Origin of the sequence: Stappia sp. BW2 (assembly GCF_008107695.1) — a bacterium.
Classification (GTDB): domain Bacteria; phylum Pseudomonadota; class Alphaproteobacteria; order Rhizobiales; family Stappiaceae; genus Roseibium.
Map to the genome: position 1 here is coordinate 229,932 of NZ_VIRG01000066.1, position 25,965 is coordinate 255,896.

Annotated in this window: 27 protein-coding genes; 9 read left to right on the forward strand and 18 right to left on the reverse strand. The window is 58.9% G+C overall.

What is annotated here, in order from left to right:
• Positions 1-22: 22 nt before the first annotated feature.
• Positions 23-697 (reverse strand): cupin domain-containing protein, encoded by a 675-nt coding sequence (locus tag FMN63_RS12555; RefSeq protein ID WP_148584309.1) that lies wholly within the window; start codon positions 695-697, stop codon positions 23-25.
• Between the two features lie 223 nt (positions 698-920).
• Between FMN63_RS12555 and FMN63_RS12560 the strand changes: the two genes are divergently transcribed.
• From FMN63_RS12560 to FMN63_RS12580, 5 genes are read left to right on the forward strand one after another with little or no spacing between them, the layout of a single operon-like run.
• A complete protein-coding gene (locus tag FMN63_RS12560; protein ID WP_148584310.1) occupies positions 921-1,997 on the forward strand; it encodes an ABC transporter permease in 1,077 nt (358 codons plus the stop codon).
• A complete protein-coding gene (locus FMN63_RS12565; protein WP_148584311.1) occupies positions 1,994-2,890 on the forward strand; it encodes an ABC transporter permease in 897 nt (298 codons plus the stop codon). Before FMN63_RS12560 ends, FMN63_RS12565 begins: the two co-directional genes overlap by 4 nt.
• Entirely contained in the window at positions 2,887-3,732 is an 846-nt protein-coding gene (locus tag FMN63_RS12570; RefSeq protein ID WP_148584312.1) for an ABC transporter ATP-binding protein, read from the forward strand. The genes FMN63_RS12565 and FMN63_RS12570 overlap by 4 nt, the downstream gene beginning before the upstream one ends.
• Positions 3,729-4,481, forward strand: a complete 753-nt coding sequence (locus FMN63_RS12575; RefSeq protein ID WP_148584313.1) for an ABC transporter ATP-binding protein — start codon at positions 3,729-3,731, stop codon at positions 4,479-4,481. The genes FMN63_RS12570 and FMN63_RS12575 overlap by 4 nt, the downstream gene beginning before the upstream one ends.
• 35 nt (positions 4,482-4,516) lie before the next feature.
• Complete coding sequence (locus FMN63_RS12580; protein WP_148584314.1) at positions 4,517-5,023, forward strand: GAF domain-containing protein; 507 nt, start codon at positions 4,517-4,519, stop codon at positions 5,021-5,023.
• A gap of 67 nt (positions 5,024-5,090) precedes the next feature.
• Here the strand turns inward: FMN63_RS12580 and FMN63_RS12585 are convergent, their stop codons facing one another.
• On the reverse strand, positions 5,091-6,164 hold the full coding sequence (locus FMN63_RS12585; protein WP_162530039.1) for a DUF389 domain-containing protein: 1,074 nt from the start codon (positions 6,162-6,164) through the stop codon (positions 5,091-5,093).
• A gap of 164 nt (positions 6,165-6,328) precedes the next feature.
• A complete protein-coding gene (locus FMN63_RS12590; protein ID WP_148584316.1) occupies positions 6,329-6,517 on the reverse strand; it encodes a hypothetical protein in 189 nt (62 codons plus the stop codon).
• 276 nt (positions 6,518-6,793) lie between these two features.
• Here FMN63_RS12590 and FMN63_RS12595 point away from each other — a divergent pair, with 276 nt between their 5' ends.
• From FMN63_RS12595 to FMN63_RS12605, 3 genes are all read left to right on the forward strand, one after another.
• Complete coding sequence (locus FMN63_RS12595; protein WP_148584317.1) at positions 6,794-8,029, forward strand: cytochrome P450; 1,236 nt, start codon at positions 6,794-6,796, stop codon at positions 8,027-8,029.
• 77 nt (positions 8,030-8,106) lie between these two features.
• Positions 8,107-9,306 carry a glycerophosphodiester phosphodiesterase family protein gene (locus tag FMN63_RS12600; RefSeq protein WP_148584318.1) on the forward strand — a complete coding sequence of 400 codons (1,200 nt, stop codon included), beginning with the start codon at positions 8,107-8,109 and terminating at the stop codon, positions 9,304-9,306.
• A 108-nt stretch (positions 9,307-9,414) separates the two neighbouring features.
• Positions 9,415-10,794, forward strand: a complete 1,380-nt coding sequence (locus FMN63_RS12605; protein WP_148584319.1) for a hypothetical protein — start codon at positions 9,415-9,417, stop codon at positions 10,792-10,794.
• Positions 10,795-10,819: 25 nt separating this feature from the next.
• Here FMN63_RS12605 and FMN63_RS12610 read toward each other — a convergent pair whose 3' ends face one another.
• The 6 genes from FMN63_RS12610 to FMN63_RS12635 form a co-directional block, all read right to left on the reverse strand.
• Entirely contained in the window at positions 10,820-11,413 is a 594-nt protein-coding gene (locus FMN63_RS12610; RefSeq protein WP_148584320.1) for a MerR family transcriptional regulator, read from the reverse strand.
• Between the two features lie 20 nt (positions 11,414-11,433).
• On the reverse strand, positions 11,434-11,748 hold the full coding sequence (locus FMN63_RS12615; RefSeq protein WP_023003819.1) for an integration host factor subunit alpha: 315 nt from the start codon (positions 11,746-11,748) through the stop codon (positions 11,434-11,436).
• A 141-nt stretch (positions 11,749-11,889) separates the two neighbouring features.
• Complete coding sequence (locus FMN63_RS12620; RefSeq protein WP_148584321.1) at positions 11,890-12,867, reverse strand: beta-ketoacyl-ACP synthase III; 978 nt, start codon at positions 12,865-12,867, stop codon at positions 11,890-11,892.
• Positions 12,864-13,928 (reverse strand): phosphate acyltransferase PlsX, encoded by a 1,065-nt coding sequence (gene plsX / locus FMN63_RS12625; protein ID WP_148584322.1) that lies wholly within the window; start codon positions 13,926-13,928, stop codon positions 12,864-12,866. The genes FMN63_RS12620 and plsX overlap by 4 nt, the downstream gene beginning before the upstream one ends.
• Before the next feature lie 215 nt (positions 13,929-14,143).
• Positions 14,144-14,716, reverse strand: a complete 573-nt coding sequence (locus tag FMN63_RS12630) for a YceD family protein (RefSeq protein WP_148584323.1) — start codon at positions 14,714-14,716, stop codon at positions 14,144-14,146.
• A gap of 56 nt (positions 14,717-14,772) precedes the next feature.
• Entirely contained in the window at positions 14,773-15,321 is a 549-nt protein-coding gene (locus tag FMN63_RS12635; protein ID WP_148584324.1) for a ubiquinol-cytochrome C chaperone family protein, read from the reverse strand.
• A gap of 113 nt (positions 15,322-15,434) precedes the next feature.
• Between FMN63_RS12635 and FMN63_RS12640 the strand changes: the two genes are divergently transcribed.
• Complete coding sequence (locus FMN63_RS12640) at positions 15,435-15,872, forward strand: outer membrane protein assembly factor BamE (RefSeq protein WP_006931570.1); 438 nt, start codon at positions 15,435-15,437, stop codon at positions 15,870-15,872.
• A 64-nt stretch (positions 15,873-15,936) separates the two neighbouring features.
• Here the strand turns inward: FMN63_RS12640 and FMN63_RS12645 are convergent, their stop codons facing one another.
• From FMN63_RS12645 to glyA, 9 genes are all read right to left on the reverse strand, one after another.
• On the reverse strand, positions 15,937-18,072 hold the full coding sequence (locus FMN63_RS12645) for a sodium-translocating pyrophosphatase (RefSeq protein WP_148584325.1): 2,136 nt from the start codon (positions 18,070-18,072) through the stop codon (positions 15,937-15,939).
• Between the two features lie 218 nt (positions 18,073-18,290).
• Positions 18,291-19,514: an MFS transporter gene (locus FMN63_RS12650; RefSeq protein WP_148584326.1), complete on the reverse strand. Its 1,224-nt coding sequence runs from the start codon at positions 19,512-19,514 to the stop codon at positions 18,291-18,293.
• 493 nt (positions 19,515-20,007) lie between these two features.
• Complete coding sequence (thiL, locus tag FMN63_RS12655; RefSeq protein ID WP_148584327.1) at positions 20,008-21,006, reverse strand: thiamine-phosphate kinase; 999 nt, start codon at positions 21,004-21,006, stop codon at positions 20,008-20,010.
• Positions 21,007-21,008: 2 nt separating this feature from the next.
• Positions 21,009-21,530, reverse strand: a complete 522-nt coding sequence (gene nusB, locus FMN63_RS12660) for a transcription antitermination factor NusB (protein WP_148584328.1) — start codon at positions 21,528-21,530, stop codon at positions 21,009-21,011.
• A 5-nt stretch (positions 21,531-21,535) separates the two neighbouring features.
• Positions 21,536-21,985, reverse strand: a complete 450-nt coding sequence (gene ribH, locus FMN63_RS12665; RefSeq protein WP_148584329.1) for a 6,7-dimethyl-8-ribityllumazine synthase — start codon at positions 21,983-21,985, stop codon at positions 21,536-21,538.
• 157 nt (positions 21,986-22,142) lie between these two features.
• A complete protein-coding gene (locus FMN63_RS12670; protein WP_148584330.1) occupies positions 22,143-22,754 on the reverse strand; it encodes a riboflavin synthase in 612 nt (203 codons plus the stop codon).
• A 1-nt stretch (position 22,755) separates the two neighbouring features.
• Positions 22,756-23,880 (reverse strand): bifunctional diaminohydroxyphosphoribosylaminopyrimidine deaminase/5-amino-6-(5-phosphoribosylamino)uracil reductase RibD, encoded by a 1,125-nt coding sequence (ribD, locus tag FMN63_RS12675; protein ID WP_148584331.1) that lies wholly within the window; start codon positions 23,878-23,880, stop codon positions 22,756-22,758.
• Positions 23,881-23,900: 20 nt separating this feature from the next.
• Positions 23,901-24,377, reverse strand: a complete 477-nt coding sequence (gene nrdR, locus FMN63_RS12680) for a transcriptional regulator NrdR (RefSeq protein ID WP_148584332.1) — start codon at positions 24,375-24,377, stop codon at positions 23,901-23,903.
• Positions 24,378-24,405: 28 nt separating this feature from the next.
• Complete coding sequence (glyA, locus tag FMN63_RS12685; protein WP_148584333.1) at positions 24,406-25,716, reverse strand: serine hydroxymethyltransferase; 1,311 nt, start codon at positions 25,714-25,716, stop codon at positions 24,406-24,408.
• Positions 25,717-25,965 lie beyond the last annotated feature (249 nt).

Here is a 25,965-nt window from a genome sequence, read left to right on the forward strand (position 1 = left end):
CTTCGTCTCCGTCTGTCAGGGGTTAGGATTTGTTCTTGTTTTTGGTGCGGCCAGGCGACGCCTTCACCGCACTCTTGTCCGGCGACACCAGCTCGATACGGCTGGTTTTCTCGTCACCTGCGTTGAAAATCGTCAGAGTGCCGGTCCACAGGAGCTTTGCCGGCTCGTCGTTCGGGTTGGACCAGGCATGGGGTGTGTTTCCCCGGTAATGCAGGCTGTCGCCAGCGGTCATCACCATCGCCTCCCCGTCGAGATACTGGGTGATGGACCCTTCCAGGATGTAGATCAGCTCTTCACCCTCATGGCTCACCGTTTCCGAGGCATATCCTGGCGGCACGGTGAGAATGAAAGAGGAGAGCTGGTTTCCCGGAAACTCGGTGCCCAGCCGTTCATAGCTGACTGCGGAACCGGAAATGGAGAAATTCGGCCGTGTCGCAGCGCGGGTCAGCGCATCCTGGGCACGCGGCTGCGCGACAAAATAGTCCAGCCCGACACCGAGCGCCCGGGCAATGCCCGCCAGAGACCCGAGTGTCGGTGTTGCGTGATCCCGCTCGACCTGACTGAGATAGCTGACTGACAGGTTTGAAGCGTCGCTCAGCTGTTGCAGGGTGAACCCCAATTGCCGCCGCCGCGCCCGGATCAGCGCGCCAACCTTCGTATCGGCATCGGAGGCGGCACGCGCCGTCGAACTGCTCAAAGATTTTTACTCCCATCAAAATTTTTTTGATGTAACCAGATTTTTTTGTATGCTCCAAGTACTTTTTTAGGCAGCTTTGGAAAAGCCTCACCAGAGGCGGTTTCTGAAAGATGTTTAAAAACAACGCCCTGAAAGATCTGCTTCAGAAATTGAGTCACACGAGCGTGGAGAGCCGACTTGAAGAAACCGGTTGAACAGGGAACGGCGACATGCCGATACCGGCATGTCTTTTGAGCCGTCCGAGAGTGCGACCGATGCGCGGGAAGGCCTGTTGACGAGCCAGCTTCTGGGCAGCGCCACGGCCGTGCTGCGCTTTTGCCTCGTGACGGTTGCAACGTTCCTCGGCCTGCTTGCGATCACGTTTTTCGTCGGCCGCGTGGTGCCGATCGATCCGGTTTTGGCGGTTGTCGGCGACAGGGCTTCAAACGAGGTTTATAACGCCGCACGGCAGGCGATGGGTCTCGACCGTCCGCTTGTCATCCAGTTTTTCTCCTATGTGGGCGACGTCTTCACCGGAAATCTCGGCATGTCGATTTCCACCGGCCGGCCGGTTGCTGAAGATCTGGCGCGGTTCTTTCCAGCGACCCTGGAAATGGCAACCATCGGCATCCTGATCGGCGTTCTGCTTGGCGTGCCGATGGGGGTATTGGCGGCAACACGTCAGGGCAGCTGGATCGACCAGTTGATCCGCGTGCTCGGGCTGCTGGGCTATTCGGTTCCCGCCTTCTGGCTTGGCCTTGTTGGCCTCGCGGTGTTCTACGCAGGGCTTGGCTGGGTTGCCGGCCCGGGCCGCATCGACATCTTCTATGACGGCATCGTTGAACCCGTCACCGGGCTTTACCTGATCGATAGTCTCGTCGCCGGCGAGTGGGATATTTTCTGGAACGCGCTCGATCACCTCATGCTGCCGGCCTCGATCCTCGGGTTCTTCAGCCTGGCCTATATCGGGCGCATGACCCGTTCCTTCATGCTCGACCAGCTTGGCCATGAATATGTGACCACCGCGCGGGTGAAGGGCGTGCCGGAACGCCGTGTCATCTGGCGCCACGCGTTCTATCCGATCCGCATCCAGTTGATCACCGTGATCGGCCTGTCCTATGCCGCACTTCTGGAAGGATCTGTGATGATCGAGACCGTGTTCTCCTGGCCCGGTATCGGCAACTATCTGACCAATGCCCTGCTCAATGCCGACATGAACGCCGTGCTTGGCGCGACCCTTGTCATTGGCGCTGTCTTCATCCTCATCAACAAGATATCCGACGTGCTCTACCGCATTCTCGATCCGAGGGCCCGCAAATGATCGATTGGCTTCTCGACGACAGCCCCTCCTCGCGCCTGCAGGCAAACCTTGGCCGCGCTTGGCATGTCTTTGCCGCGCTCCTGCGCAATCCGCTTGCCGTGGTGGGGGGCTTCATCATCCTGGTGCTGATCGTGATGGCGATCTTCGCGCCCCTGCTCGCGCCCTACTCGCCCATCGGCCAGGATCTCGCCAACCGCTTGATGCCGCCGTCCGCGGCCCACTGGATGGGCACGGACGAGTTGGGCCGGGACATCTATTCCCGTGTCGTCTATGGGGCACGGATCACGCTGATGATCGTTACCATGGTGGCCGTCATTGCCGCACCCATCGGTCTCGTCGTTGGTGCAGTGTCCGGCTATTTCGGAGGCTGGACTGACCGGGTACTCATGGGCGTGACCGATATCTTCCTGTCGATGCCGAAACTGATCCTTGCGCTTGCCTTCGTGGCGGCCCTTGGACCCGGCATCGAAAACGCGATCATCGCCATCGCGATCACCGCGTGGCCTGCGTACGCACGGATCGCCCGGGCGGAGACGATCACCTTCCGCGATGCGGAGTTCATTGCCGCGGTGCGCCTGCAGGGCGCCTCCTCCGCTCGCGTTATCCTGCGCCACGTGCTGCCGCTCTGTGCGTCTTCCACCATCATTCGCGTGACGCTGGACATGGCCGGCATCATCCTGACGGCTGCCGGTCTCGGCTTTCTCGGCCTGGGCGCGCAACCGCCCCTGCCGGAATGGGGCGCAATGATCTCGCGTGGGCGCAATTTCATTCTCGACCAATGGTGGGTCGCCACCATGCCGGGCTTTGCCATCATTCTGGTGAGCCTCGGCTTCTGCTTCCTCGGTGACGGCCTGCGTGACGTGCTCGATCCCAAGCAGGGAGACAAGCAATGAGCACCCCTCTTCTTGAAATCGATGGCCTGACCGTCACCTTCCCGACGGCGCGTGGCCCGGTCGATGTCGTCAAGGGCATATCCTTCACGCTTGGCCGGGAACGGCTCGGGATCGTGGGTGAATCCGGTTCCGGCAAATCCATGACCGGCCGGTCGATCCTGCGCCTGATCCGCAAACCCGGCAAAGTCACCGCCCGGCGCATGACTTTCGACGGCGTCGACCTGCTCAGCCTCAGCGAACGACAGATGCGCGATCTGCGCGGGGCGCGCATTTCCATGGTCATGCAGGACCCGAAATTCTCGCTCAACCCCGTCATGACCGTTGGCGAGCAGATCGCCGAAGCGCTCGTCACGCACAAGAAGCTGCCGCGCCGGGAGCTGAAGGAACGGGTGCTGGCCATGCTGGAAGCTGTGCGCATCAACGATCCGTCGCGTGTGGCAGGGCTTTATCCGCATGAGGTTTCCGGCGGCATGGGCCAGCGCATCATGATCGCCATGATGCTGATCCCGGAACCGGATCTGCTGATCGCCGACGAACCGACCTCCGCGCTTGATGTTTCCGTGCAGGCGCAGGTGCTGGACATCATCGATGATCTGGTCACCGGCAAGGGCATGGGGCTGATCCTGATCAGTCACGACCTCAACCTGGTGTCCCGCTATTGCGATCGCATCCTGGTGATGAACAGCGGCGAGATCGTCGAGCAATGCAAGGCGAGCGACCTGCACAACGCACAGCATCCCTATACCCGTGGCCTGATTGCCGCGATGCCACGCATGAATGAAGACCGCGATGAGCTGCCCGTTCTCGACCGCAGCACATGGACCACGGGAGCCGGCACATGACCGATGCCGCCATCCATCTTGAACATCTCACCGTCAGCTACGGCGATACCACCGTGGTTCATGATGTGTCGTTTGACGTTGCCGAAGGCGAGAGCTTTGCCCTTGTCGGGGAATCCGGTTCCGGTAAATCGACTATCCTGAAAGCCATTTCCGGACTGGCTCCAGAGTGGACGGGAACCATCTCCGTTGAAGGTAAAGCCCGGGGCCATTCCCCGGACCGGGCCTTTGCCGAAACCTGCCAGATGGTGTTTCAGGATCCCTATGGCTCGCTGCATCCGCGCAAGACCGTAGACACCTGCCTTGCCGAACCGCTGGCCATTCACGGCATCGGTGGGCGGGACAGCCGGGTCAAGGATATGCTGGCCGCGGTGGGCCTGGATCAGCGCTTTCGTTTCCGTTTTCCGCATCAGCTTTCCGGCGGCCAGCGCCAACGCGTTGCCATCGCGCGCGCCTTGATGCTGGAACCGCGGGTGCTGCTGCTGGACGAACCAACGTCCGCGCTGGACGTTTCCGTACAGGCGGAAATTCTGAACCTCTTGAAGAAGCTGCGGCGCGAACAGGGACTGACCTATCTGATGGTCACCCACAACCTGCCCGTGGTCTCGTTCCTGTGCGACCGGCTGGCTGTCATGCGCCATGGCCGCGTGGTCGAAATCGCCGGTGTCGACGCCCTCAAGTCGGGCCAGCTTTCCCAGCCGTATTCCCGCGAACTTTATGCTGCCAGCGGCGGCACTCTGCAATCCGCCTGAACCACTTCAACCCGATTTGTCCGAGACTTCGATAAATGACCGATTTCACAGGCCCTTTGGCCACGTTTGACCATGCCTTGTCCATCGCAACCATACCGGATGCGCCTTTTGATGCCCTGCTGAAGCTGACACGGGAAACCGTCGGCGTGAAGCTGTTCACCTTCATGACAGCCGACATGAAAACCGAATTGGCACAGCGTTCCTATACATCGCACCCGGACGACTATCCTGTGTCCGGCACCAAGCCGATCACCTATGACAGTTGGTTCGAAACCGTGCACAAGGACCGGAAAAGCTTTGTTGCCAACACGCTAGCCGAGATTGCAACCGTATTTCCCGATTACGAGCTGATCGGCCGGCTTGGCTGCGGCTCGGTCATCAACCTGCCTGTCGTTCTTGGCGATACGCTGGTCGGTACGGTCAACATGCTTGATGAGGAGCATCACTACACGCCGGAACGCGTTGCCCAGGCGCAAGGCTTGCTTTCGCTGCCGGCCAAGGCCGCCTATCTCGCCAGCCGGGCACTGCAGGCGAGCGCCTGAGGCCAAACTGGACACGCAGTTGTTTAAAACCCCGCCTTTCCGGCGGGGTTTTATTTTGCCGTGATCGTCAATCCTCCTGCACGGCATCGACCGAAGGTGCAACATCAATCGCTTGCGTAGCGAGATCAACCTGCCAGGCGATACGTGTCTGATACCTGACGACCACCTTGTAGTCTTCTCCCAGAACTTCGCGTGCGGCTTCCCTGAAAGGATGCTCCTTCATCGCTGCCGGCAGAAAGTCGTCAAGCGAGCCGATCTTGTATTGCGCGTCCGATGGCAGATCGAGGAGAACCCAGATCTCCGCAATCTTGGTGCGCGCATGCACATCGACCCGGATGATTTCGACGGGGGTATCCCCTGCCCATTCCTTGGTGCGTTGTGCCAGGATGGCCTCTGTTCCGGTTTCGATGTAGCGCAGGTACGTCGCTGCAAGAAGCTGCACCAGAACGACGGTCAGGAACGCCAGCGTGACTGCCATGCCGAGTGTAAACTTGAGGCCCCGATGTGCTTTGCGGAAGAGCCGCTCCCGAGGACCAAGGATGATATAGACCAAGCTGGCGGAGAAGATGATTGCACCGAAATTGGTGGCAAACAGCAGCGTCGCCTCGTAGGCCGCTTCCTGTTCGCCGAAGTAAAACAGGATTCCGGCAGCAGCAAGCGGGGGAACAAGCGAAACGCCGATGGCTGCACCGGGCAGAAGACTGATTTCCGACTTTCGGATCTGCACGTAAGCGCCCGCGATGCCGGCCGCCAACGCGACGACCATGTCTTCCGCACCGGGGTTGCTCCGGCTCAGCACCTCGTCGGGCAACAGCAAAGTCGAAGGAGCGTCCGCGATCCAGACAATAAGCCACGAGATGACAATGCTGCAGCCGGCCGCGAGCCAGACTGTCAGCATCAGGAAAAGCGCCCGGCCGACCCAGCCCATCACGATGGATGAAGCGATGCCAAGGATCGGGGTCATCAAGGGAGCGACAAGCATGGCTGCGATCACAACCGCGCCTGAGTTCCGCAGAAGTCCCATCGTTGCGATGATCACCGCAAGCGACAACAGCAAAGCGAATTTGCGCCAATAAGCTGCCTTGTCGGCGCCCTCGAACTTCAGAATTTCCTTGGTGGTGGAGAACTGACTGATAGACATGACACAGCTGCTCCGAACGGTGCTCCGTACGAGTATGCTCCAAGCTGTGTCGCTCGTCATCTAAATTGCAATAGCTCCCCTTACAATCTGAAGTGGGAGCTTCGGTCTTTTTGAAGTAACTGCCAATGCGAAGACAATGACCTCGTCCGGTCAACGCCTTGTAATTACGCCGCTGCTTTTTTCGCGCGCTCGATCTTGCCGATAAACTCGGAAAGCCAGGCTATTTCTTTCAGGTAGACTTCCATCGACAGCGAGGCGAGTTCCATGAGGAGTGCTTGCGGATCAGGGTTGTCCAGGCCCGTTTCCCGCAAGAAGGTTTGATACTCGTCATTGAAAGCCTTTGGCACACGCATTACGGCCTCACGCACACTCTGTTCTGCTGGTTGGTGCAAGCAGGCCTCTCAGCCCGCGTTTAGAAATTGTTAAGATTTCAAATCCTCTGCCGATATCGTCAGAAATGTCATTTCCTCACAATCCCCAAGAGCTAAAGGTGTTGCTTGGGATAACTTTCCCAAAGACAACAAATTGGCCCATAGCTCCCGCTTTTCGCTTGCACTTGGCCAGCCAAATCTTCGACCCTGCCAAGAATCACAATTCTACCCCATCCAAACCGACCTCAAGAGCCCTTCATGAGCCCTTCCACAGACCTTTCCTTCGCGCCTTTGTCAGATGCCTTCGCGCAAGATCCCTACCCGTTCTACGCCGCACTGCGCGGACGCAAGGGTTTGACTTACTTCGAGGATTTTGACATCTGGCTGGCCGCAAGGTTCGATGACGTTTCGGAAATCGTGCAAAACGGCAAGATGGTCAGGTCCATGGACCACATCGCCGACGCGGACGAAATCGCGGCGATGAAACGGGCTCAGAACTGGCACGACATGCCGCACCATTCGCGCTTCGTGCAGTTCTCGCTCCTGGACAGCGACGGAGAAATACATGACCGACTGCGCAAGCAGGTGTTCAAGCTGTTTACTCCGGTGATGGTCGGCAAGCTGCGTGACGACATCCAGGCGTATGTCGACCGCCTTTTCGACAGTTTGGCGGACCGTACCGAAATCGACTTTATCGAAGATCTCGCGGCCCATGTTCCAGGCCATATCATCGGTCGCGTTCTCGGCGTTCCCGACGAGGACTGCCCGCAACTGCGTGTCTGGTCGGAAAACATCGTCCAGTATTTCGACATCGACCGGACGGATGAGCGCAAGGAACTGGCCGAACGCAACACGACCGAGTTTTACCGCTATCTGCAAGGACTGAAGGCAGAGCGCGAACGCGCGCCGAAGGACGATCTTCTGTCACTGATGATCGAGGCTGAACGGGCCGGTCAGATGAACGAGGACGAATTTATCTCGACCGCCATGCTCATCCTGATGGCCGGTCACGGTTCGACCATCGACGTGCTCGGCAGCGGCATGCATGCTTTATTGAAATTTCCGGATGAGCTGCAGCGTCTTCGGCAGGACCCGTCGTTGATGAAAACAGCGGTGCAGGAAATGTTCCGCTATGAATCGCCCCTTCCCTTCTTCCATCGCTATTCCACCGAAGACATGACGGTTTGCGGTGCCGACTATCCGCGCGGCACGAAATTTGGTGTCCTTTACGGGGCCGCCAACCGCGATCCGGCCCAGTTTCCCGATGCCGACCGCTTCAATGCCGGCAGGGCGCCCAACTGGCACATAGCCTTTGGCCGTGGCGCACATTTCTGCCTCGGCAACCACCTTGCGCGCCTGGACATGGACATCATCTTCTCCACACTGCTCAGTAGGTTCAAGTCGATTGAACTTGCGCAAGACAGTGTCTCCTACAAGCGTGGCCTGTCGGTGAGAGGGCCGGAATCGCTCAGACTTGCCTGGCGACCCGCCTAGTTGCAGGAATTACTCTTGCTCCGCCCCTAAGCGCCGCTAGTTATTTCCCTTCATTCCATCAAGCCATTGGATACCTCATGCGCCTCAAACCAGTTCTTTTCTGCCTGACCGGGCTTTGTGCCGTCTTGCCTGCCCAAGCGGAGACGGTCGAGCTTGGGCCCCGTCCCGCCTATCTGGTTTCCCAGATGGCGGATGGTCCGCTGAAGGACACGTTGATGGCCTGCATCGGCGAACCGGCAAAGCGCACCCAGTTCTCGATCAGCCATCGCGGTGCGCCCTTGCAGTTTCCAGAGCACACGGAAGAAGGCTACCGTGCCGCTGCGCTGATGGGAGCCGGTATCCTGGAATGCGACGTCACCTTTACCAAGGACAAGGAACTGGTCTGCCGGCACTCCCAGAACGATCTGCATACGACCACCAACATTCTGACGACCGATCTTGCCGGCAAATGCACACAGACCTTCACTCCCGCATCTGGTGACAGGCCCGCGTCGGCAGAGTGCCGGACAAGCGATCTGACCCTTGCCGAATTCCAGTCGTTGCGAGGCAAGATGGACGGTGCCGACAAGACTGCCGCCACCCCTGAAGCCTACCAGAAAGGAACTGCGCCCTGGCGCACCGAACTTTATGCGGGCACGGGTACACTGATGACCCACGAAGCCTCGATCCGTCTCTTCAAGGACCTTGGCGTGAAATTCACTCCGGAACTGAAAGCTCCTGCAGTCGACATGCCGTTTGAGGGCTTTACCCAGGCCGCCTACGCGCAAAAGCTGATCGACGCATACAAGGCCGCAGGCATTCCGCCGGAAGACGTCTACCCTCAGTCGTTCAACCTTGAAGACGTTCTCTACTGGATCGAGAACGAACCGGACTTCGGCAAGCAGGCCATTTTTCTGGAAGGCCGCCGCGATATCGATCCTGCGGACCCGGAAACCTTCTCCCCCTCCATGGAGGAGTTGAAAGCCCTGGGCGTCAACTATCTCGCGCCGCCGCTCTTCGTCCTGCTCGCGCAGGAAGATGGCAAGATCGTTCCCTCGGCCTATGCAAAGGCGGCAAAGGAAGCGGGGCTCGAGTTGATTGCCTGGAGCCTTGAAAGATCAGGCCCCCTATCTTCCGGCGGTGGCTGGTACTATCAGACAGTCAACGCTGCAATAGACGGCGACGGCAAGCTTTATGAGGTTGTCGACGTGCTGGCGCGTCAGGTCGGCGTCAAGGGCATCTTCTCCGATTGGCCGGCAACCACCAGCTTCTACGCATCCTGCCTTGGACTGGAATGAACAAGTGCCCGGGTTACGGCAACTGAACTGGAAATCCGGCGATAATGCCTTTTTCACCAAAGTTGCCTAACCTGTGGTCCATCTTTCCAACCACATGTGGTCAAACAATTGAAAACGCACCCGCTTCCAAGCGTCGATTCCCAAATTCTCTACAAGCGCTACCAGCCGCTTGACGGTGAAGAGATCAAGGCTGTCATTCTGGCAGTCGCGGAGAAAGCGGGTGTGCCGCAGAGCGCCTGTCAGTTGCTGAACACGTCCGACGAGATCGACAAGCGCTACTTGTGCGGCAAGTTCCACATCCTCGTAACGCAATCAGAGCCTTTCGAGCAGACGCCGCTGATCGATGCTGCGCTCGAGACATACTATGCGCGAACCGCCTTTCCGGAGGCGGTTGATCTTATGTACGACATTGCGGCCTGTACGCAGGTTTCGGTGAGAAAAAGCGTCATTCCAACGGATTCGCTGCCCGACAATCTGAAGACCTTTTCCGGTGTGGAAAATATAGCCTTCTGTGAACTTGAAGAAACCTTGCAGGCGATGGAGATCGCCAGGTTGATTACGACGATCATCGTGGAAAGATCACAGCCGGAGGCCGTGCTTTGGGCGCCAAGCCGTTTCTTGCTGAAACCGGACGCCTTCTCTGCCCTCTCCCGTGCTTCGAATTTCGACGACCTGTACCTGTTGCCCAACCCTTTCGCGCAGCAGGATCCGGAAACCGGCGAGCGGCTGATCGGCATGGAGGGAACCGGGGCCCAGTGGCTGACCGGCCACCGGGTGAAAGTCCTGCCCTGCGGACTGCCTCCCGAATATCTTGCCGAGATCATCGTCGCCTTTGCGAAGGTTACACGGAAAAACGACCAGATGATCGATGACGGCGACGTCTTCGGCCGGAATGAAAACGAAAAGATTCAGGTGATCTACCATGACGAGGACGATGATGACCTGAGCACGATCGAGCTCAAGGTCGTCCACAATCCCGATTATGGCATCATCCGCGAAAACGCATCGGCGATATACGAGTACCATGAAGGGGTCCGCAAGGAGACAGGTCCCCAGACCATGGACAGCGAGGGCGCCGGGCTGGATCCGAACGACCCGGTGGATGCTGCTATCCTGGAACGCTTGCAGGACATGAAGGACGAGACGCCTGCTCCGCAGACCGCTGAAGGTCCGGACGAGGAAACCCTTGAGCTGGAAATGTCGGGACTGGATCTGCCTGAGCAGTCCTCGACACCGGCTCACGCCGACGCGTCTGAGACTGTCCCGCCCTCAACCGCGCAGGATCTCCGTGAGACCATCGCCGAGGCATCTGTCCGGTTTGAAGACACTGGTGCTGCCAGAAAGCCTTCTCCCCCGACCAATCGGATGTCGCTTGCTGAATTGCGCGAATTCGCAAAGCAGGCACAGGTTTCAACCACCCCTCCGGGGAACGCCGGTAAATCACCGGGCTTCCTGTCAAAGCTGTTCAAACGGAAGGCAGACAGATAAGGCGTAAACGTTCAGCGCTCAGCCGTCAGCGCGCCTGATCCAGCGTGCGCTTGCATTCCAGCAACTCAAAAAGGGTCGCTTGAAGGCGGCGAATGTCTTCTTTGGTTACGGAGGATTGTGATCCCGCGCCCTGCGCCGGTTTTTCTCCGCGCAGACGGCCAAGGATGCTGAAGTGACCATGGGCTGAAGCTGGATCCGGTGCATCGTCAGCCAGGACGCCATTCGGCAGCGGGCCATAGTAGTTTTCATGCTGGCCGTTCTGAGCAACTGCGACCGGTGCCGGTGCCGGCTCTGCGGGAACCGGTTCGGACGCTGCAACCGCCTCCAGGGTCGACATGTCTTCATGGCGGATCTGCATGACGAAGCGCGGCCCCTGCTCCTTCAGGATGCGCTGCACGCCCTTGATCGTGTAGCCTTCACCGTAAAGCAGATGACGGATGCCCTTCAAAAGCTCGACATCGTCCGGACGGTAATACCGCCGGCCGCCCCCCCGCTTCAGCGGCTTGATCTGCGAGAAGCGTGTCTCCCAGAACCGCAACACGTGTTGCGGCAGATCCAGGTCTTCTGCGACTTCGCTGATGGTACGAAAGGCGTCGGGGCTTTTTTCCTGCGAGCTCATTCGGTCTTAATGTTTTCTTACTATTTGCTGGCCTGCCCTGTCAGCGCATCATTGATCCGCTGTTTCAAGACGTTGGACGGTTTGAACACCATCACGCGGCGCGGTGAAATAGGTACTTCTTCGCCGGTCTTTGGATTGCGGCCGATACGCTCCCCCTTGGAGCGGACCACAAAAGACCCAAAGCTAGATAATTTTACTGATTCTCCTGTCACAAGACAGTCGGAAATTTCAGAAAGTACGCGTTCGACCAACTCAGAAGATTCGGTCCGGGACAGACCAACTTTCTGATAAACAGCCTCACACAGATCAGCACGGGTAATAGTCCGATTGCCCATAACCCCTCCTCAACGACGCCATCATCTGGCTGATTTTGCACAAGAACTCCAATGCAACGCCATACGGTACGGCCTTGCGGCGAGCCGGTCAACCGGAACTCTTGGTGGAAATCAGATTTGTCGTAGAGCGTAAGGCGAGGCTTACCAGCGCAAAAGGACAGAGCCCCAGGTGAATCCGCCGCCCATTGCTTCCAGCATCACGAGATCGTTCTTTTTCACACGCCCGTCCTTTACGGCCGTATCCAGCGCAAGCGGAATGGACGCAGCGGAAGTGTTGCCATGATGCTGAACGGTCGTCACGACCTTCTCCGGTGCGATCCGGAGTTTCTTGGCGCTGGCGTCGATGATGCGCTTGTTGGCCTGGTGCGGAATGAACCAGTCGAGGTCTTCCGATGTCGTACCCGTAGCCTTGTAGGCATCCTCGATCACGTCGGTGATCATGCCGACGGCGTGTTTGTAGACCTCGCGGCCTTCCATCCGAAGGTGACCGACTGTCTGGGTTGCGGACGGACCACCGTCGACAAACAGCTTTTCCTTGTGGCGGCCATCCGAGCGCAGGTGAGATGTCAGAACACCCCGGTCCGCCGTCGTGCCCTCACCTTCACCAGCTTCAACGACGACAGCACCCGCGCCATCGCCAAAGAGAACGCAGGTCGTGCGATCGGTCCAGTCGAGAATACGCGAGAAGGTTTCTGCGCCAATGACCAGGCAGCGCTTTGACAGGCCGGCCCGAATGTAGGCGTCAGCGGTCGTCAGAGCGTAGACAAACCCGGAACAGACGGCATGCACGTCGAATGCGGCGCCGTGATAGATGCCCAGATTGGCCTGCACGGTGACAGCCGTTGCCGGAAAGGTGTTGTCCGGTGTGGCGGTTGCCAGAATGATGGTGTCAATCTCCTGAGCGTCCCTGCCGGCGCTTTCCAGCGCCCGCCTGGCAGCTTCCAGAGCGAGGTCCGAGGTCACCTCTCCTTCGGCGGCAACGTGGCGCTGCTGGATGCCAGTGCGCTGAACGATCCATTCGTCAGACGTATCGACCATCTTGGAAAGATCGTCATTTGTCAGGATTTTTTCCGGCAGGAAGCTTCCGCAGCCGGTTACGGTGGAACGGATTACGCTCACAAATCACCTTCCGATGTCGGCGCGGCTTCAGCGAAGCGGCCGCGATGATAATTCACAAGGTCCTGGGCGATCTTGTGTGTCAGTTCGTTTTTGACCATGTCGTAGGCAAGGTCGATGGCCGAGGCATAGCCCTCGGCGTCCGTCCCGCCGTGACTTTTGATCACGATGCCGTTCAGTCCCAGGAACACGCCGCCGTTGACCTTGCGCGGGTCCATTTTCTCGCGCAGCAGATCAAAGGCGCCTTTGGCGAAGATATAGCCGATTTTGGACATAAAGGTCCGATTCATGGCCGAACGCAAGTAACTGCCGATCTGCTTGGCGGTACCTTCCGCGGTTTTGAGCGCGATGTTACCGGCAAAACCTTCGGTCACGACCACATCGACCGTGCCCTTGCCCAGATCGTCGCCCTCCACGAACCCGGCATAATGCAGCGAGCGCAGTGGCGTTTCGCGCAGGAGCCGGCCAGCGGTACGAACTTCTTCCAGACCCTTGACCTCTTCCACGCCAATGTTCAGCAGGCCGACGCTTGGCTTTTGAACGCCAAACAAGGCCCGCGCCATGGCGCCGCCGAGAATGGCGAAGTCGATGAGCTGCTGTGCATCGGCGCCAATCGTCGCGCCGACATCAAGCACGACGGACTCGCCGCGCATGGTTGGCCAGATGGCCGCAATGGCTGGCCGTTCGATATTGGCCATCGTTCGCAGGCAAAACTTCGACATGGCCATGAGCGCGCCGGTGTTTCCGGCAGAAACGGCCACAGAGGCATCGCCGGTCTTCACGGCTTCGATGGACCGCCACATGGACGAACGCCAGCGGCCCTGGCGCAGCGCCTGGCTGGGCTTGGTGTCCATGGCAATGGAGACATCGCAATGATGGAAGGTCGAAGCGTCGCGAACTCTTGGATACTTCTCCAGAAGAGGCAGAACGACCTTTTCGTTACCGAACAACAGAAAGCGGATGTCGGGATGACGGACAAGCGCGATTTCCGCCCCGGGAATGACGACGTCAGCCCCATGATCGCCACCCATGGCATCCAGAGAAATCGGAATAGTTTTCGCCATCTAGAAGGTCTTTTGACGTTTCGCTACCAAGAACAGCACCGAGCGGTGCTTCCAGACAAAGTCCTGCAGGTCCGGCAAGGGCCTAGAACGGGCGCGAACATAACGGTTTTGGCAAGACTGACAACCGTTTTCCTGATCGCGAAGAGTTCTGACGTTGAAAACCTGCATGAAGACCCTGTCCATATCGTTCGGGCAACTGTGAATACGATGACCAATCAGCTGTCGGACTGATCCTTGAGCGCCTGCAACGCAGCGAAAGGCGACGGTTTGGCCTCTGGTTCCTCGTCAGCACTTACGTCCTCGCCATCGCCTCCCTCGAACTCTACACCCGGCTTGCGCGGGAACGGGTCAAGCGTCAGCGCCAGTTCCTCGCAGATGACAGCTCCCAGGTCGAGAACACCATCCAGAATCACATCGGGCGGATCGAGCGTTTCAAGATCGATCTCGATCTCGCCGTCATCATTGAGATCGCTGACCTTGCGAGGGCGGCTGGACTGGGGTTCGAAAGTGCGGTCGACATCGATCTTCAGCTGGCTTTCGAAGGGTTCCAGCGACACGACACATGTCTGCTCAAGCGTAGCGGTCAGCGGACCGACCACACGCAATCCCGCCTTGCGATACGGCTTCAGCAGGAAATCCGCCTTGAGGTCACGAATGCCATCCAGCTCATAGGTTTTCGCGATGGCTTTCAGAGCTGCCTCATCCGGCTTGACAGTGACGCGTTCGTCCTTGTCGACAACGCGGGCCGCGTTGATCTTGTAGGAATAGGGGAAAGTTTGTTTTTTCATTTCTTGTTTTTACCTTGGCACCTTTGTCGCGGCCTCTTTCACCGCCGGCTTGGCTCTCAGACCGGCAATGCCTTGAATTTTTCAGGGTCGGGCCAGACGATGCTCCCGTTCATCAGTGCTTCCACCGTCTGCCCCTCAAGGCTTTCGGCTGCTTCCAGCATATAATACGCCAAACGCTCCTGCGCGACCGGTTCCGGGGCATCGGGATAGATATTGCGACCGAGTGCCTCGGCCAGCTCATCAACTCTTTTTGTTTCGATCGCCGGAATATAGGCATCCGCGCGGCCATAAAAAGCTTCACCCATGACTTTCACCTTCTTTGGCACACGCGTGTCGCTGACGCCCATTTCGCGCAACGAGGCATCCATGTCCTGAAAGAACAGGTCGAAAACGTTCTGTGTGAACTCCGAAACCTTTTTGCCTTCCCCGCGCATCCGGCGGAAATACAGCACTGCATGGGCCACGATCATGTCAAATCGGCCGTCAACACTATCAGGCACGTGAAAGTCAGTATAAAAGACTGGCTGCCGTGCTTGAGCCACGATTTCACAATAAACCTTGTGCTCGGCATCGCGGGTCCGTCGGCGGAACAGGCCAAACAGCATGGCATCTCCTTTTAAGTCAGGTGTTGCCTTGTGCCCTATCCCACGATAGTGACTTTGCCAAGCAACGAAATTCAAGAGCAGCCAGACCGGTCTGGCGAAACGGGAATTCTTAGATGAACTTCAAGGCAAGCGCCCTGATCCTTCCGCTTCTGGTCACCTTACCGCTCGGCGGCTGTTTTACATCCACGTATACGCACGGGCATGTCATCACCAGCGACATGCTGAACCAGGTTCAGGTCGGCTCCAGCCGCGAACAGGTTGAGCTTGTTCTGGGAACCCCGTCAACGACGTCCAGCCTCAACGGTGACGCCTACTATTACATCTCCCAAAAAACCGCGACGACCGCCTTCATGGCGCCGGATATCGTGGAGCAGCGCGTGGTTGCGGTTTACTTCGACAAGGACGGCTACGTCCAGGATCTCGGCAACTACTCGCTGGAAGACGGCAAGATCGTCGACATCGTCACGCGCAAGACCCGGACGGGCGGCGCCGACTACGGCTTCCTGACGCAGATCCTGCGCGGTGCGACCAACCCGAGCCTCGGCCTCTAAGGCCAAAGCTGCAAGCAAATGAAAAAGCCCCGGCCAGCGGCCGGGGCTTTCTTTTTCTGCTCCTTCAGTGCGCCAGGATCGCCAGCAGCAGCAAAGCCACGATGTTGGTGATCTTGATCATCGGGTTCACGGCCGGACCGGCAGTATCCTTGTAGGGATCTCCCACCGTATCGCCTGTCACCGAGGCCTTGTGGGCCTCGCTGCCCTTCTGGTGGGTTACGCCGTCCTTGTCGGTGAAACCGTCTTCGAAGGACTTCTTGGCGTTGTCCCAGGCACCGCCACCGGCGGTCATGGAAATTGCCACGAAGAGACCCGTCACGATCACACCGAGCAGCATCGCCCCGAGCGCCGCGAAGGCATCCGCAGGTGTCGCCACGGCCTTGACCAGAAAGAACACCACGATGGGCGACAGCACCGGCAGCAGCGAGGGGATGATCATCTCCCGGATCGCCGCCTTTGTGAGCATGTCCACTGCACGGCCGTAATCCGGCCGTTCCGTCCCCTGCATGATGCCTGGCTTTTCCTTGAACTGGCGGCGAACTTCTTCCACCACCGCACCGGCCGCCCTGCCGACGGCGGTCATGGAAATGCCGCCGAAGAGATAGGGCAACAGGCCACCGAACAGGAGCCCCGCGACCACATAGGGGTTGGACAGCGTGAACAGGGTACTGACGTCGATACCGTAGAAAATCGATCCTTCTGCAGCATTGCTGGAGAAGAATTTCAGATCTTCCGTATAGGCGGCGAAGAGCACCAGCGCTCCGAGGCCTGCAGACCCGATGGCATAGCCCTTGGTGACCGCCTTGGTGGTGTTGCCAACCGCATCGAGTGCATCCGTGGTGGAGCGCACTTCAGCCGGAAGGTCCGCCATTTCGGCAATGCCGCCGGCGTTGTCCGTCACCGGGCCGAAAGCATCGAGCGCGACCACCATGCCCGCCAGCGCCAGCATCGTCGTCACCGCAATCGCGATCCCGAAAAGGCCCGCGAAGGCGTGCGTCACCAGAATACCGGCAATGATGATCAAGGCCGGCAAGGCTGTCGCCTCCAGTGACACGGCAAGACCCTGGATCACGTTGGTGCCATGACCGGTGACCGAAGCCTGTGCAATGGACCTGACCGGACGGTACTCCGTACCGGTGTAATACTCTGTCACCCAGATGATCAGCCCGGTTACCACCAGTCCCACGAGACCACAGACGAACAGGTCGAATCCGGTGAAGGTCGTTCCGCCCGACGTGGTGAATTCCGTACCTGCCCCGATCCAGCCGAAGATGATGATCCCAAGGGCAACTGCGGACAGCACCGACGTGGCGATGAAGCCCTTGTAGAGCGCTCCCATGATCGAGTTGTTGCTGCCAAGCTTGACGAAGAACGTGCCGATGATGGACGTCACCACGCAGCTTGCACCGATCAGCAACGGCAGATGCATCAGATCAATGGCCTGGCTGCTGGTGAAGAATATCGACGCCAGAACCATCGTGGCGACAACCGTCACCGCGTAGGTTTCGAACAGGTCGGCCGCCATGCCCGCACAGTCGCCGACATTGTCGCCGACGTTGTCGGCAATGGTGGCCGGGTTGCGTGGATCATCCTCCGGAATTCCGGCTTCCACCTTGCCAACCAGGTCGCCGCCAACGTCAGCCCCCTTGGTGAAGATACCGCCGCCGAGACGGGCGAAGATGGAAATGAGGGATGCACCGAAGCCAAGCGCGACCAGCGCGTCGATCACGGTCCGGTCGGTCGGGTCGTAGCCCATCATGCCGGTGAGGATGGCGAAATAGACGGCAACGCCAAGCAAGGCCAGGCCAGCAACCAAAAGGCCGGTAACTGCACCGGCCCTGAACGCAATCTCCAGCCCTGCCCCGAGGCTTTGGCTGGCCGCCTGGGCGGTGCGGACATTGGCCCGGACAGAAACCATCATGCCGATGTAACCGGCAGCTCCCGAGAGGATGGCCCCGATGGCAAAACCGATTGCCGCGGTGCCGGACAGCAGAAGCCAGGCGAGCACGAAAACAACGGCCCCCACGATGGCAATAGTCGTATATTGACGGTTGAGATAAGCGCTAGCCCCTTCCTGGATCGCCTCGGCGATCTCCTGCATACGCGCGTTCCCTGCATCCGCTGCCATAACGGACTGGATAGCCCATGCCCCATAGGCAAGGGACAAGAGGCCACAAAAGATGACGACAAGCTCGATCATACTTCCTCCCAAAGCTGCGGCGGATTGATTTTCTTGTCGTTTTTTCCGCCTGACGGCCCTACACACCAATTCCTCGACGTTAGGGAAAGTCACGATAGCAGCAAAGCGGAGCGTCTCGTCAAGCTCTTACATTGTTTAATTTAAAACTTCCGTTGCGTTATTTTTTGGTGCGATGCAGTATTTATGCTGCGCTGACGAAATGGATTTTAGACGGTACTTTAAGCAGTTGTATCCACTCTTCTTTCTGCAACCGAGAGCCAGACAAGCAAGCCGATGCACAGCACCACGAAGGGAAAGACCAGCGTGGTGACAGTGTCCCAGCCGTAAACGTTCAACAGGGCACCGGATGAGAAAGAGGCAGCGGCAACGAAGCCGAAAACCAGGAAATCATTGACCGCCTGCACCAGGTTCCGCTCCTCGGGCCGATAGGTGTCAGTCAGCATGGCGGTGGCGCCGATAAAGCCGAAATTCCAGCCAAGGCCGAGCAGGATCAGAGCGATCCAGAAATTGGCGAGATCCACACCCATCAGTGCAACGGTTGAACACCCGGCCAGCAGCAACAGGCCGATGGAAACGATCCTCTCCTTGCCGAAGCGGGCAATGAGATTGCCGGTGAAGAAGCTTGGGCCGAACATGGCCAGCACATGCCATTGAATGCCAAGCGTGGCGTCGTTTTGAGACAGACCGCAACCGATCATGGCCAGCGGCGTTGCCGTCATCACCATGCTCATGAGCGCGTAGGAGCAGATGCCGCAGGCAGCCGCGACAATGAAACGGCGCTGCGTCATGATCTGAAGCAGCGGACGTCCCCCCGCCTGGGCATGGCTTTGCCGTTTCGGTTTGGGAACACGAAGGAAAGACACCAGGAAGAAGGCGATCAGCGACAAGGCCGCCTGAGCCAGATAAGTGCCGGCGAACAGGATCGGTGAAAACAGATCCTTGGTTGCGATAACCGTTTGCGGACCGACAATGCCGGCCAGCACGCCCCCCGCGAGCACCCATGAGATAGCCTTGGGTTTGAAGGCATCACTTGCGGTATCGGCTGCAGCAAAGCGATATTGCTGCACAAATGCGCCGGCAAACCCGCTGATGCAGCACCCAAGGGCGAACAGCAAGAACGCATCCTGAAAAACCGCGAACGATGCCAGAAGCCCCGCTATGGCACCAAGAAGCGCCGCCCCCATGAACCCGGCGCGGCGGCCATAGCGTCGCATGATCATGCCTGCAGGTATGGTTCCAAAAGCGGTTCCCAGGACCATGGCCGAGACCGGCAAGGTCGCCAGCGACTTGTCCGTTTCCAGCATCGCATAACCGACAATAGGCGCCGTCGCGATCACGATAGACGCAGAAGCCCCGCCAATCGCCTGGGCCAGAGCCAGAAGCAGCGCGTTTCGTTTTGCCAGACTGTCGTCGACAAAGCTATCGGGGGTGGTCACGGTCATTCGGATACTTTCAGGAGTGCGTAAGTTTACATGGCACATACCACGCCAAGGGCTGAGCGGGAAAGACCAGAAGTTTCATTTGTAACTTGAACCAATACCGAAAGCCGCGACGTCTTCAGGCGATGTCCAAGGCCTGGCACCCTGCCAAAACGTGATGTGCATCATCGGCAAGACCTTTCAGTTTTGGTGATCGCTCCCTTTCAGGAAATCACTCGCCAAAAGCGCCTACCGGCGAAAGCGCAACGTCATTGTGCAGCCATTGATGTCGCGAGCACCACCTGCACGAACAAGAGGCTAAAAGCGACCACCCGCAAGAGAGGCTCAGCAGACCAAGTGTGGGAAATAGATTTTTTTACAGGCACTTATTCCCGGCCACTTTCCAGGAAAAACCCATCATCACCGGGCGTATTATTGCGCGGCACGGCAGCAAAGACAGCCACGTCGAAAGACTGCAATCGTCTCGGCAAGTGCTTTAGGCTTGCACATGGAGCGGTCAGAAGTGACTGAAACCCGCAAAGCGCCTGTAGTCGACAGGCTGGCCGGCGTCCACAAGCCGGAGCCCTGCCTCCCCTTTCCGGACATGGCCGATTTGCGTGACAGGACAACCGGCCAGTTGAGCTGCTCGGCGCAGCGTTTCGGCGCGTTCTTGCGGCACTGCCATCAGGATTTCGTAGTCGTCGCCGCCGTTCAGGCACCGGGCAAGGGTCTCGGGCGACTTGGCCTTGAGGTGAGCGAGCGCTGGTGACAGCGGAACGCGGTCCAGATCGATCGTCAGCTCCAAAGCGGACGCTCTGGCCATGTGGGCACAGTCGGCAATCAGGCCATCCGAAACATCCATGGCTGCCGAAGCATAGTCGGCCACAGCACCAGCAAGCCGCGTACACGGTCTCGGCAAGAGGTAGCGGTCCAGGATGTGCGCTTCTTCGCTCTCGGTCAGTTCGTGATCGCGGCAGAAGTCGGGGTTAAGGCGTGCCTGCAGACCGGCGGCAGCGTCGCCGATGGTTCCGGTGACGAACAGAAGATCCCCCGGCCGCGCCCCCGAACGCCGGACGGCCCGGCCGGTTTCAACCTCGCCAATGGCCGTGATCGACACCTGCAGTCCATTACCGGAGCGAACGGTGTCTCCACCATAGAGATGGAAATCATAGGCTGCCTGGTCGGCGGCGAGGCCGTTGCAGAACCGCTCCAGCCAGTCGACCGTCCAGTCCGACGGCAAGGACAGACCCATCAGGTAGCCACGCGGACGGGCCCCCTTCGCAGCAAGATCCGAAAGATTGACTCTCAAGGCCTTGGCAGCGATCGCCTCTGGCGCATCTTCAGCAAAAAAGTGAATATCAGCCGCAAGCACGTCCTTTGTCAGAACGAGGTCATAGCCCTGATTGGGCGTCAACACCGCGGCATCGTCGGTCAGACCGAGGCTGCCCGGGTCTTTTGCCAGAGGGGCAAAGAAACGCCGGATCAGCTCGAATTCGCCTGGCCGGTCAGCGTCCATGATCAGGAAGCGCCGTCCGTTTTCTTTTCATCGAATTCACCGCCGCGCAGTTCATGCGCAAGGCGGTCGAGGACACCGTTCACGAGCCCCGGCTCGTCGTCTTCAAAGAAGGCCTTCGTGACGTCGATATACTCGGAAATGATCACCTTGGCCGGAACGTCCTTGCGGCGCAGAAGCTCGTAGGAGCCGGAGCGGAGGATCGCCCGCAGCAGGCTGTCGATCCGCTTCAGAGGCCAGTCCTCGACCAGCGCAGTGTGGATATAGGGGTCCAGAAACTTCTGGTCCTCCACAACGCCGGCAAGGATCTGCTTGAACCATTGCTCGTCAGCTTCGCGATATTGCTCGCCGTCGATTTCCTTGCCGAGACGAAAGGCGGTGAATTCGCTGACCACACTGGTCAGCGGTGCACCACCCACGTCCATCTGGTAAAGAGCCTGCACGGCAGCAAGGCGCGCCACGCCGCGTTTGTTGGCAGGTCGCACAGTTTTTCCAGCCGGTTTTTCCGGGTCGGCCTTTCCGGTCATTCTTCTTATACTCCAAGCCGCTCGCGCAGGGCGATCATGTCGAGGGCAGCACGGGCAGCCGCACCGCCTTTATCCTTGTCGTCCACCTTCGCGCGCGCCCACGCCTGCTCATCGTTTTCAACGGTCAGGATACCATTTCCGACAGCCAGATCCGCATCGACGATCAAATCCATGATCACCCGGTTCGATTCATTGGCAACAATGTCGTAATGGGTGGTTTCGCCGCGGATGACGACACCCAGCAGAACGAAGCCATCATAGAGCACGCCTTCATTTTCCATTGCCGTCAGAGCCATGGAAAGGGCAGCCGGAATTTCCAGAACGCCCGGTACGGCGATCCGGTCATAGCTTGCGCCGGCAGCCTCAATGGTCTTGATCGCGCCTTCTGCAAGCGCATTGGCCAGGTCTTCGTAGAAACGGGCTTCGATGATCAGAAGTTTCGGTGCAGCGCTCATGGGTTTTCGTTCCTATGTAAGGCCGCGACAGGAACCACGTCTGCCCCGGTTTGTCCAGTCTCATTCGTGAAGGACCGCGACATCCCGGTGACGAGTTCGTCCCGTGGTTAAGGCGGCAAGCGATATTGGCTCTTTTAGAAGGTGTTGGGACTGTCCCCTATCCGGTCTTGGAGAATTCCGCAAGGCGGGCGGCGTAGCGGGCCATCATATCCACCTCCAGGTTGATCTTGTCACCGATGTTCCGGTCCGACCAGGTGGTGACTTCCAGAGTGTGCGGGATCAGGAAGACGGAAAAGAGCAGACCGTCGACCTCGTTCACTGTCAGGGACGTGCCATCGAGCGCGACCGAACCCTTCTTGGCAATGAAGGGAGCTGCATCCTCGGGTGCCTCGAACTGAAAATAGACCGAATCCGGATGATCTTCCCGCTTGGTCACCGTCGCCAGTCCGTCGACATGGCCAAGGACCAGATGTCCACCCAGTTCGGCCCCCATCGTCAGCGAGCGTTCCAGATTGAGTTTCTGGCCGACCTTCCAGGAGGCAACATTGGTCAACGCGAGGGTTTCGGCTGCCGATTCCACCTCGAACCAGTTGCCGTTGGAGCCATTGTCCTTGGCCGTCACCGTGTGGCAGACGCCTGCGCAGGAAATCGACGCTCCGATGTCGAAGCTGTCCGTGTCATACACGGTGCGTATCCGCGTCCGCATCCCGGCAGGGATCTTGTCGACGGCGAGGATCTCGCCAAGGTCGGTCACAATTCCGGTGAACATGTCAGGCTCCGCGCCGTCTGAGATAAACAAAACTGTCGGGACCGAACCGGCCGGCGTCGACCCGCTCGAATTTGGGGTCTTTGAGAACATCTGCAAGGTCAAGACCGTGCAGAGCTGATATGCCGCCCTCGCCAATGACGATATCCCCGGTGACGACGCACAGGTCGTCCACCAGGTCGGCCTTCAGGAAGGACGATGCCAGACGGGAGCCGCCCTCCACCATGACCCGCGTAACGCCGCGCGTCGCCAGCGCACTGAGCATGACCGAGGGCTTGATGCCGTCCTCTTCCGCAGGAACGCGGATGACGTTGACACCGGCCGCTGCCAGATCCGCGATCTTGTCGGCATCCGCAGTGTTGCTGCAGACAAGCCAGACCGGTACATCCGCGCAGGTCCGCACCAGTTTGGACGTCAGCGGCAACCGGGCACACCGGTCGATGATAACGCGAACGGGCGAGCGATCCGCCAGGCCGGGCAGCCTGCAGTTGAGCTGCGGATCATCGGCAAGTGCAGTGCCGGAGCCGACCAGAATTGCATCGCATTCGGCGCGATAACCGTGCACCTTACGCATCGACAGAGGCCCGGAAATCTTGATCTGGCCTTCGCCCGCCCGGCCGATGAACCCGTCCCGGGAGACCGCAAGTTTCAGGAACACCACAGGGCGCTGTTTCAACTGCCTGTATGTGAAGCCGCGATAGAGCGCTTGCATGGCCTTCTCGCGCTCGCCCACTTTCACCTCGATGCCCGCCTCGCGCAGCATGGCAACGCCCCGACCCGCGACGCGCGGATTGGGGTCCAGCATACCAATGACGACACGTTTCACACCAGCTTCGATGAGAGCCTTGGCGCAGGGCGGTGTCCGGCCATAGTGAGAGCATGGCTCCAGGGTGACATAGCAGGTCGCCCCTTGCGCCCTTTCCCCCGCCTGATTCAAAGCGTTGACTTCCGCATGTGCCATGCCGGGACGCGAGGTGACACCCCTGCCAACAACAACGGCACTCCCCTCTTCGCAACGAACAATGAGGGCGGCTACGGACGGATTGGGCCACACCCGGCCCAGACCACGACGGGCAAGGCGCTCTGCGGCCGCCATGAAACGGGCATCAAGATTGGAAAGCTCGGACATGAAAAACCGGATACTGCGGGTCAGGGATTTTTGAGCGGATGTCCGTCAGGATCGCTCAGCTCATCGAGAAGGGCTTCGAAATCCTTCGCCTCGCGGAAATTCTTGTAGACGGAGGCAAAACGAACATAAGCAACGTCATCGATGGCCTTGAGGCCTTCCATGACGTGGTTGCCGATGGTTTCCGCAGTGATTTCCGTTTCGCCAGAACTTTCAAGCTGGCGAACGATGCCGGAGACCATGCGTTCGATCTTGTCCGGATCTACCGGCCGCTTGCGCACCGCTATCTGCACGGACCGCATCAGCTTTTCCCTGTCGAAAGGAACGCGGCGTCCGGAACGTTTGAGCACCAGGAGCTCGCGCAGCTGCACGCGCTCGAAAGTGGTGAACCGGCCGCCGCAGGTGTTGCAGATCCTGCGGCGGCGGATGGCTGTATTGTCCTCGGTCGGGCGGGAATCCTTGACCTGGGTTTCCTCGCCCCCGCAAAACGGACATCTCATGTCTTAAAGCTCCTGACCGAGCCCGCGATTAGCCCCCGTAGATCGGGAACCGGGCCGTCAGTGCTTCTACCTTGGCTTTGACCGCGGCTTCAACTGCTGCGTTGCCCTCTTCACTGTTTGCGGCCTTCAAACCGTCCAACACTTCCGTGATCAGCAGGCCAACTTCGCGGAATTCCGCAACACCGAAGCCGCGTGTGGTCGCTGCCGGAGTGCCGAGACGCACGCCGGAGGTGACAAACGGCTTTTCCGGATCGAACGGAATACCGTTCTTGTTACAGGTGATGTTGGCACGGCCGAGAGATTTCTCAGCCACCTTGCCGGTGGCGTTCTTCGGACGCAGGTCCACCAGCATCAGGTGGTTGTCAGTGCCGCCGGAAACGATGTCCAGGCCCTGCTCTTTCAGGACTTCGGCCAGTACCTTGGCGTTTTCCTGAACAGCGCGGGCATAAGCCTTGAATTCCGGCTGCAGAGCTTCCTTGAAGGCAACAGCCTTGGCAGCGATCACATGCATCAGCGGGCCGCCTTGAAGACCGGGGAACACGGCCGAGTTCATCTTCTTGGCAATCGCTTCGTCATTGCTGAGGATCATGCCGCCGCGCGGACCGCGCAGAGACTTGTGGGTGGTGGTGGTGACGACGTGCGCGTGCGGCACCGGCGACGGATGAACGCCACCTGCAACCAGACCCGCGATGTGCGCCATGTCGACCATCAGATAAGCACCGATGCTGTCAGCGATTTCGCGGAAGCGCTTCCAGTCCCAGATACGGGAATAGGCGGTGCCGCCAGCCAGGATCAGCTTGGGCTTGTGTTCGTTGGCAAGGCGCTCGACCTCGTCCATGTCGAGCATGTGATCGTCTTCACGCACGCCATAGGAGACGACGTTGAACCACTTGCCGGACATGTTGACCGGAGACCCGTGGGTCAGGTGACCGCCGGAGTTCAGGTCCAGGCCCATGAAGGTGTCGCCCGGCTGCAGCAGCGCCAGGAACACGGCCTGGTTCATCTGGCTGCCGGAATTCGGCTGAACGTTGGCAAACTGGCAGCCGAACAGTTCTTTCGCGCGCTCGATTGCCAGCGTTTCGGCGATATCCGCAAACTCGCAGCCACCATAGTAGCGCTTGCCCGGATAACCTTCGGCATATTTGTTGGTGAAGATCGAGCCCTGTGCTTCCAGCACTGCGCGGGACACGATGTTTTCCGAAGCAATCAGCTCGATTTCATGCTGCTGACGGCCGAGTTCCTTGCCGATCGTGTCGAAGATATCCGGATCGGCCTCAGCAAGGCTGCGGGTGAAGAAACCGGACTGCAGGGACTGATCGGAGCTTTCCATCAAAGACATAGCGCCATCCTTGTGTTCTTTTGATAGATCAGGAGCATCGGCGGCCAATGTCCGGAAGGACGCTATCGACCGTCATGCCTGTGTGAGGCGAGGAATTAACACACACCCCGGCCATAACCAAGAGGCATACCGACGCGTCCAGCTTGGAAAACGACACCGCCGGGAAATCTTGAAGAACCAAAGTCTTCACCGCCAGGGGCAGGACATAGTCGGACAGGTAAACAGGTTACACTTGTAACTTTTCAGCCC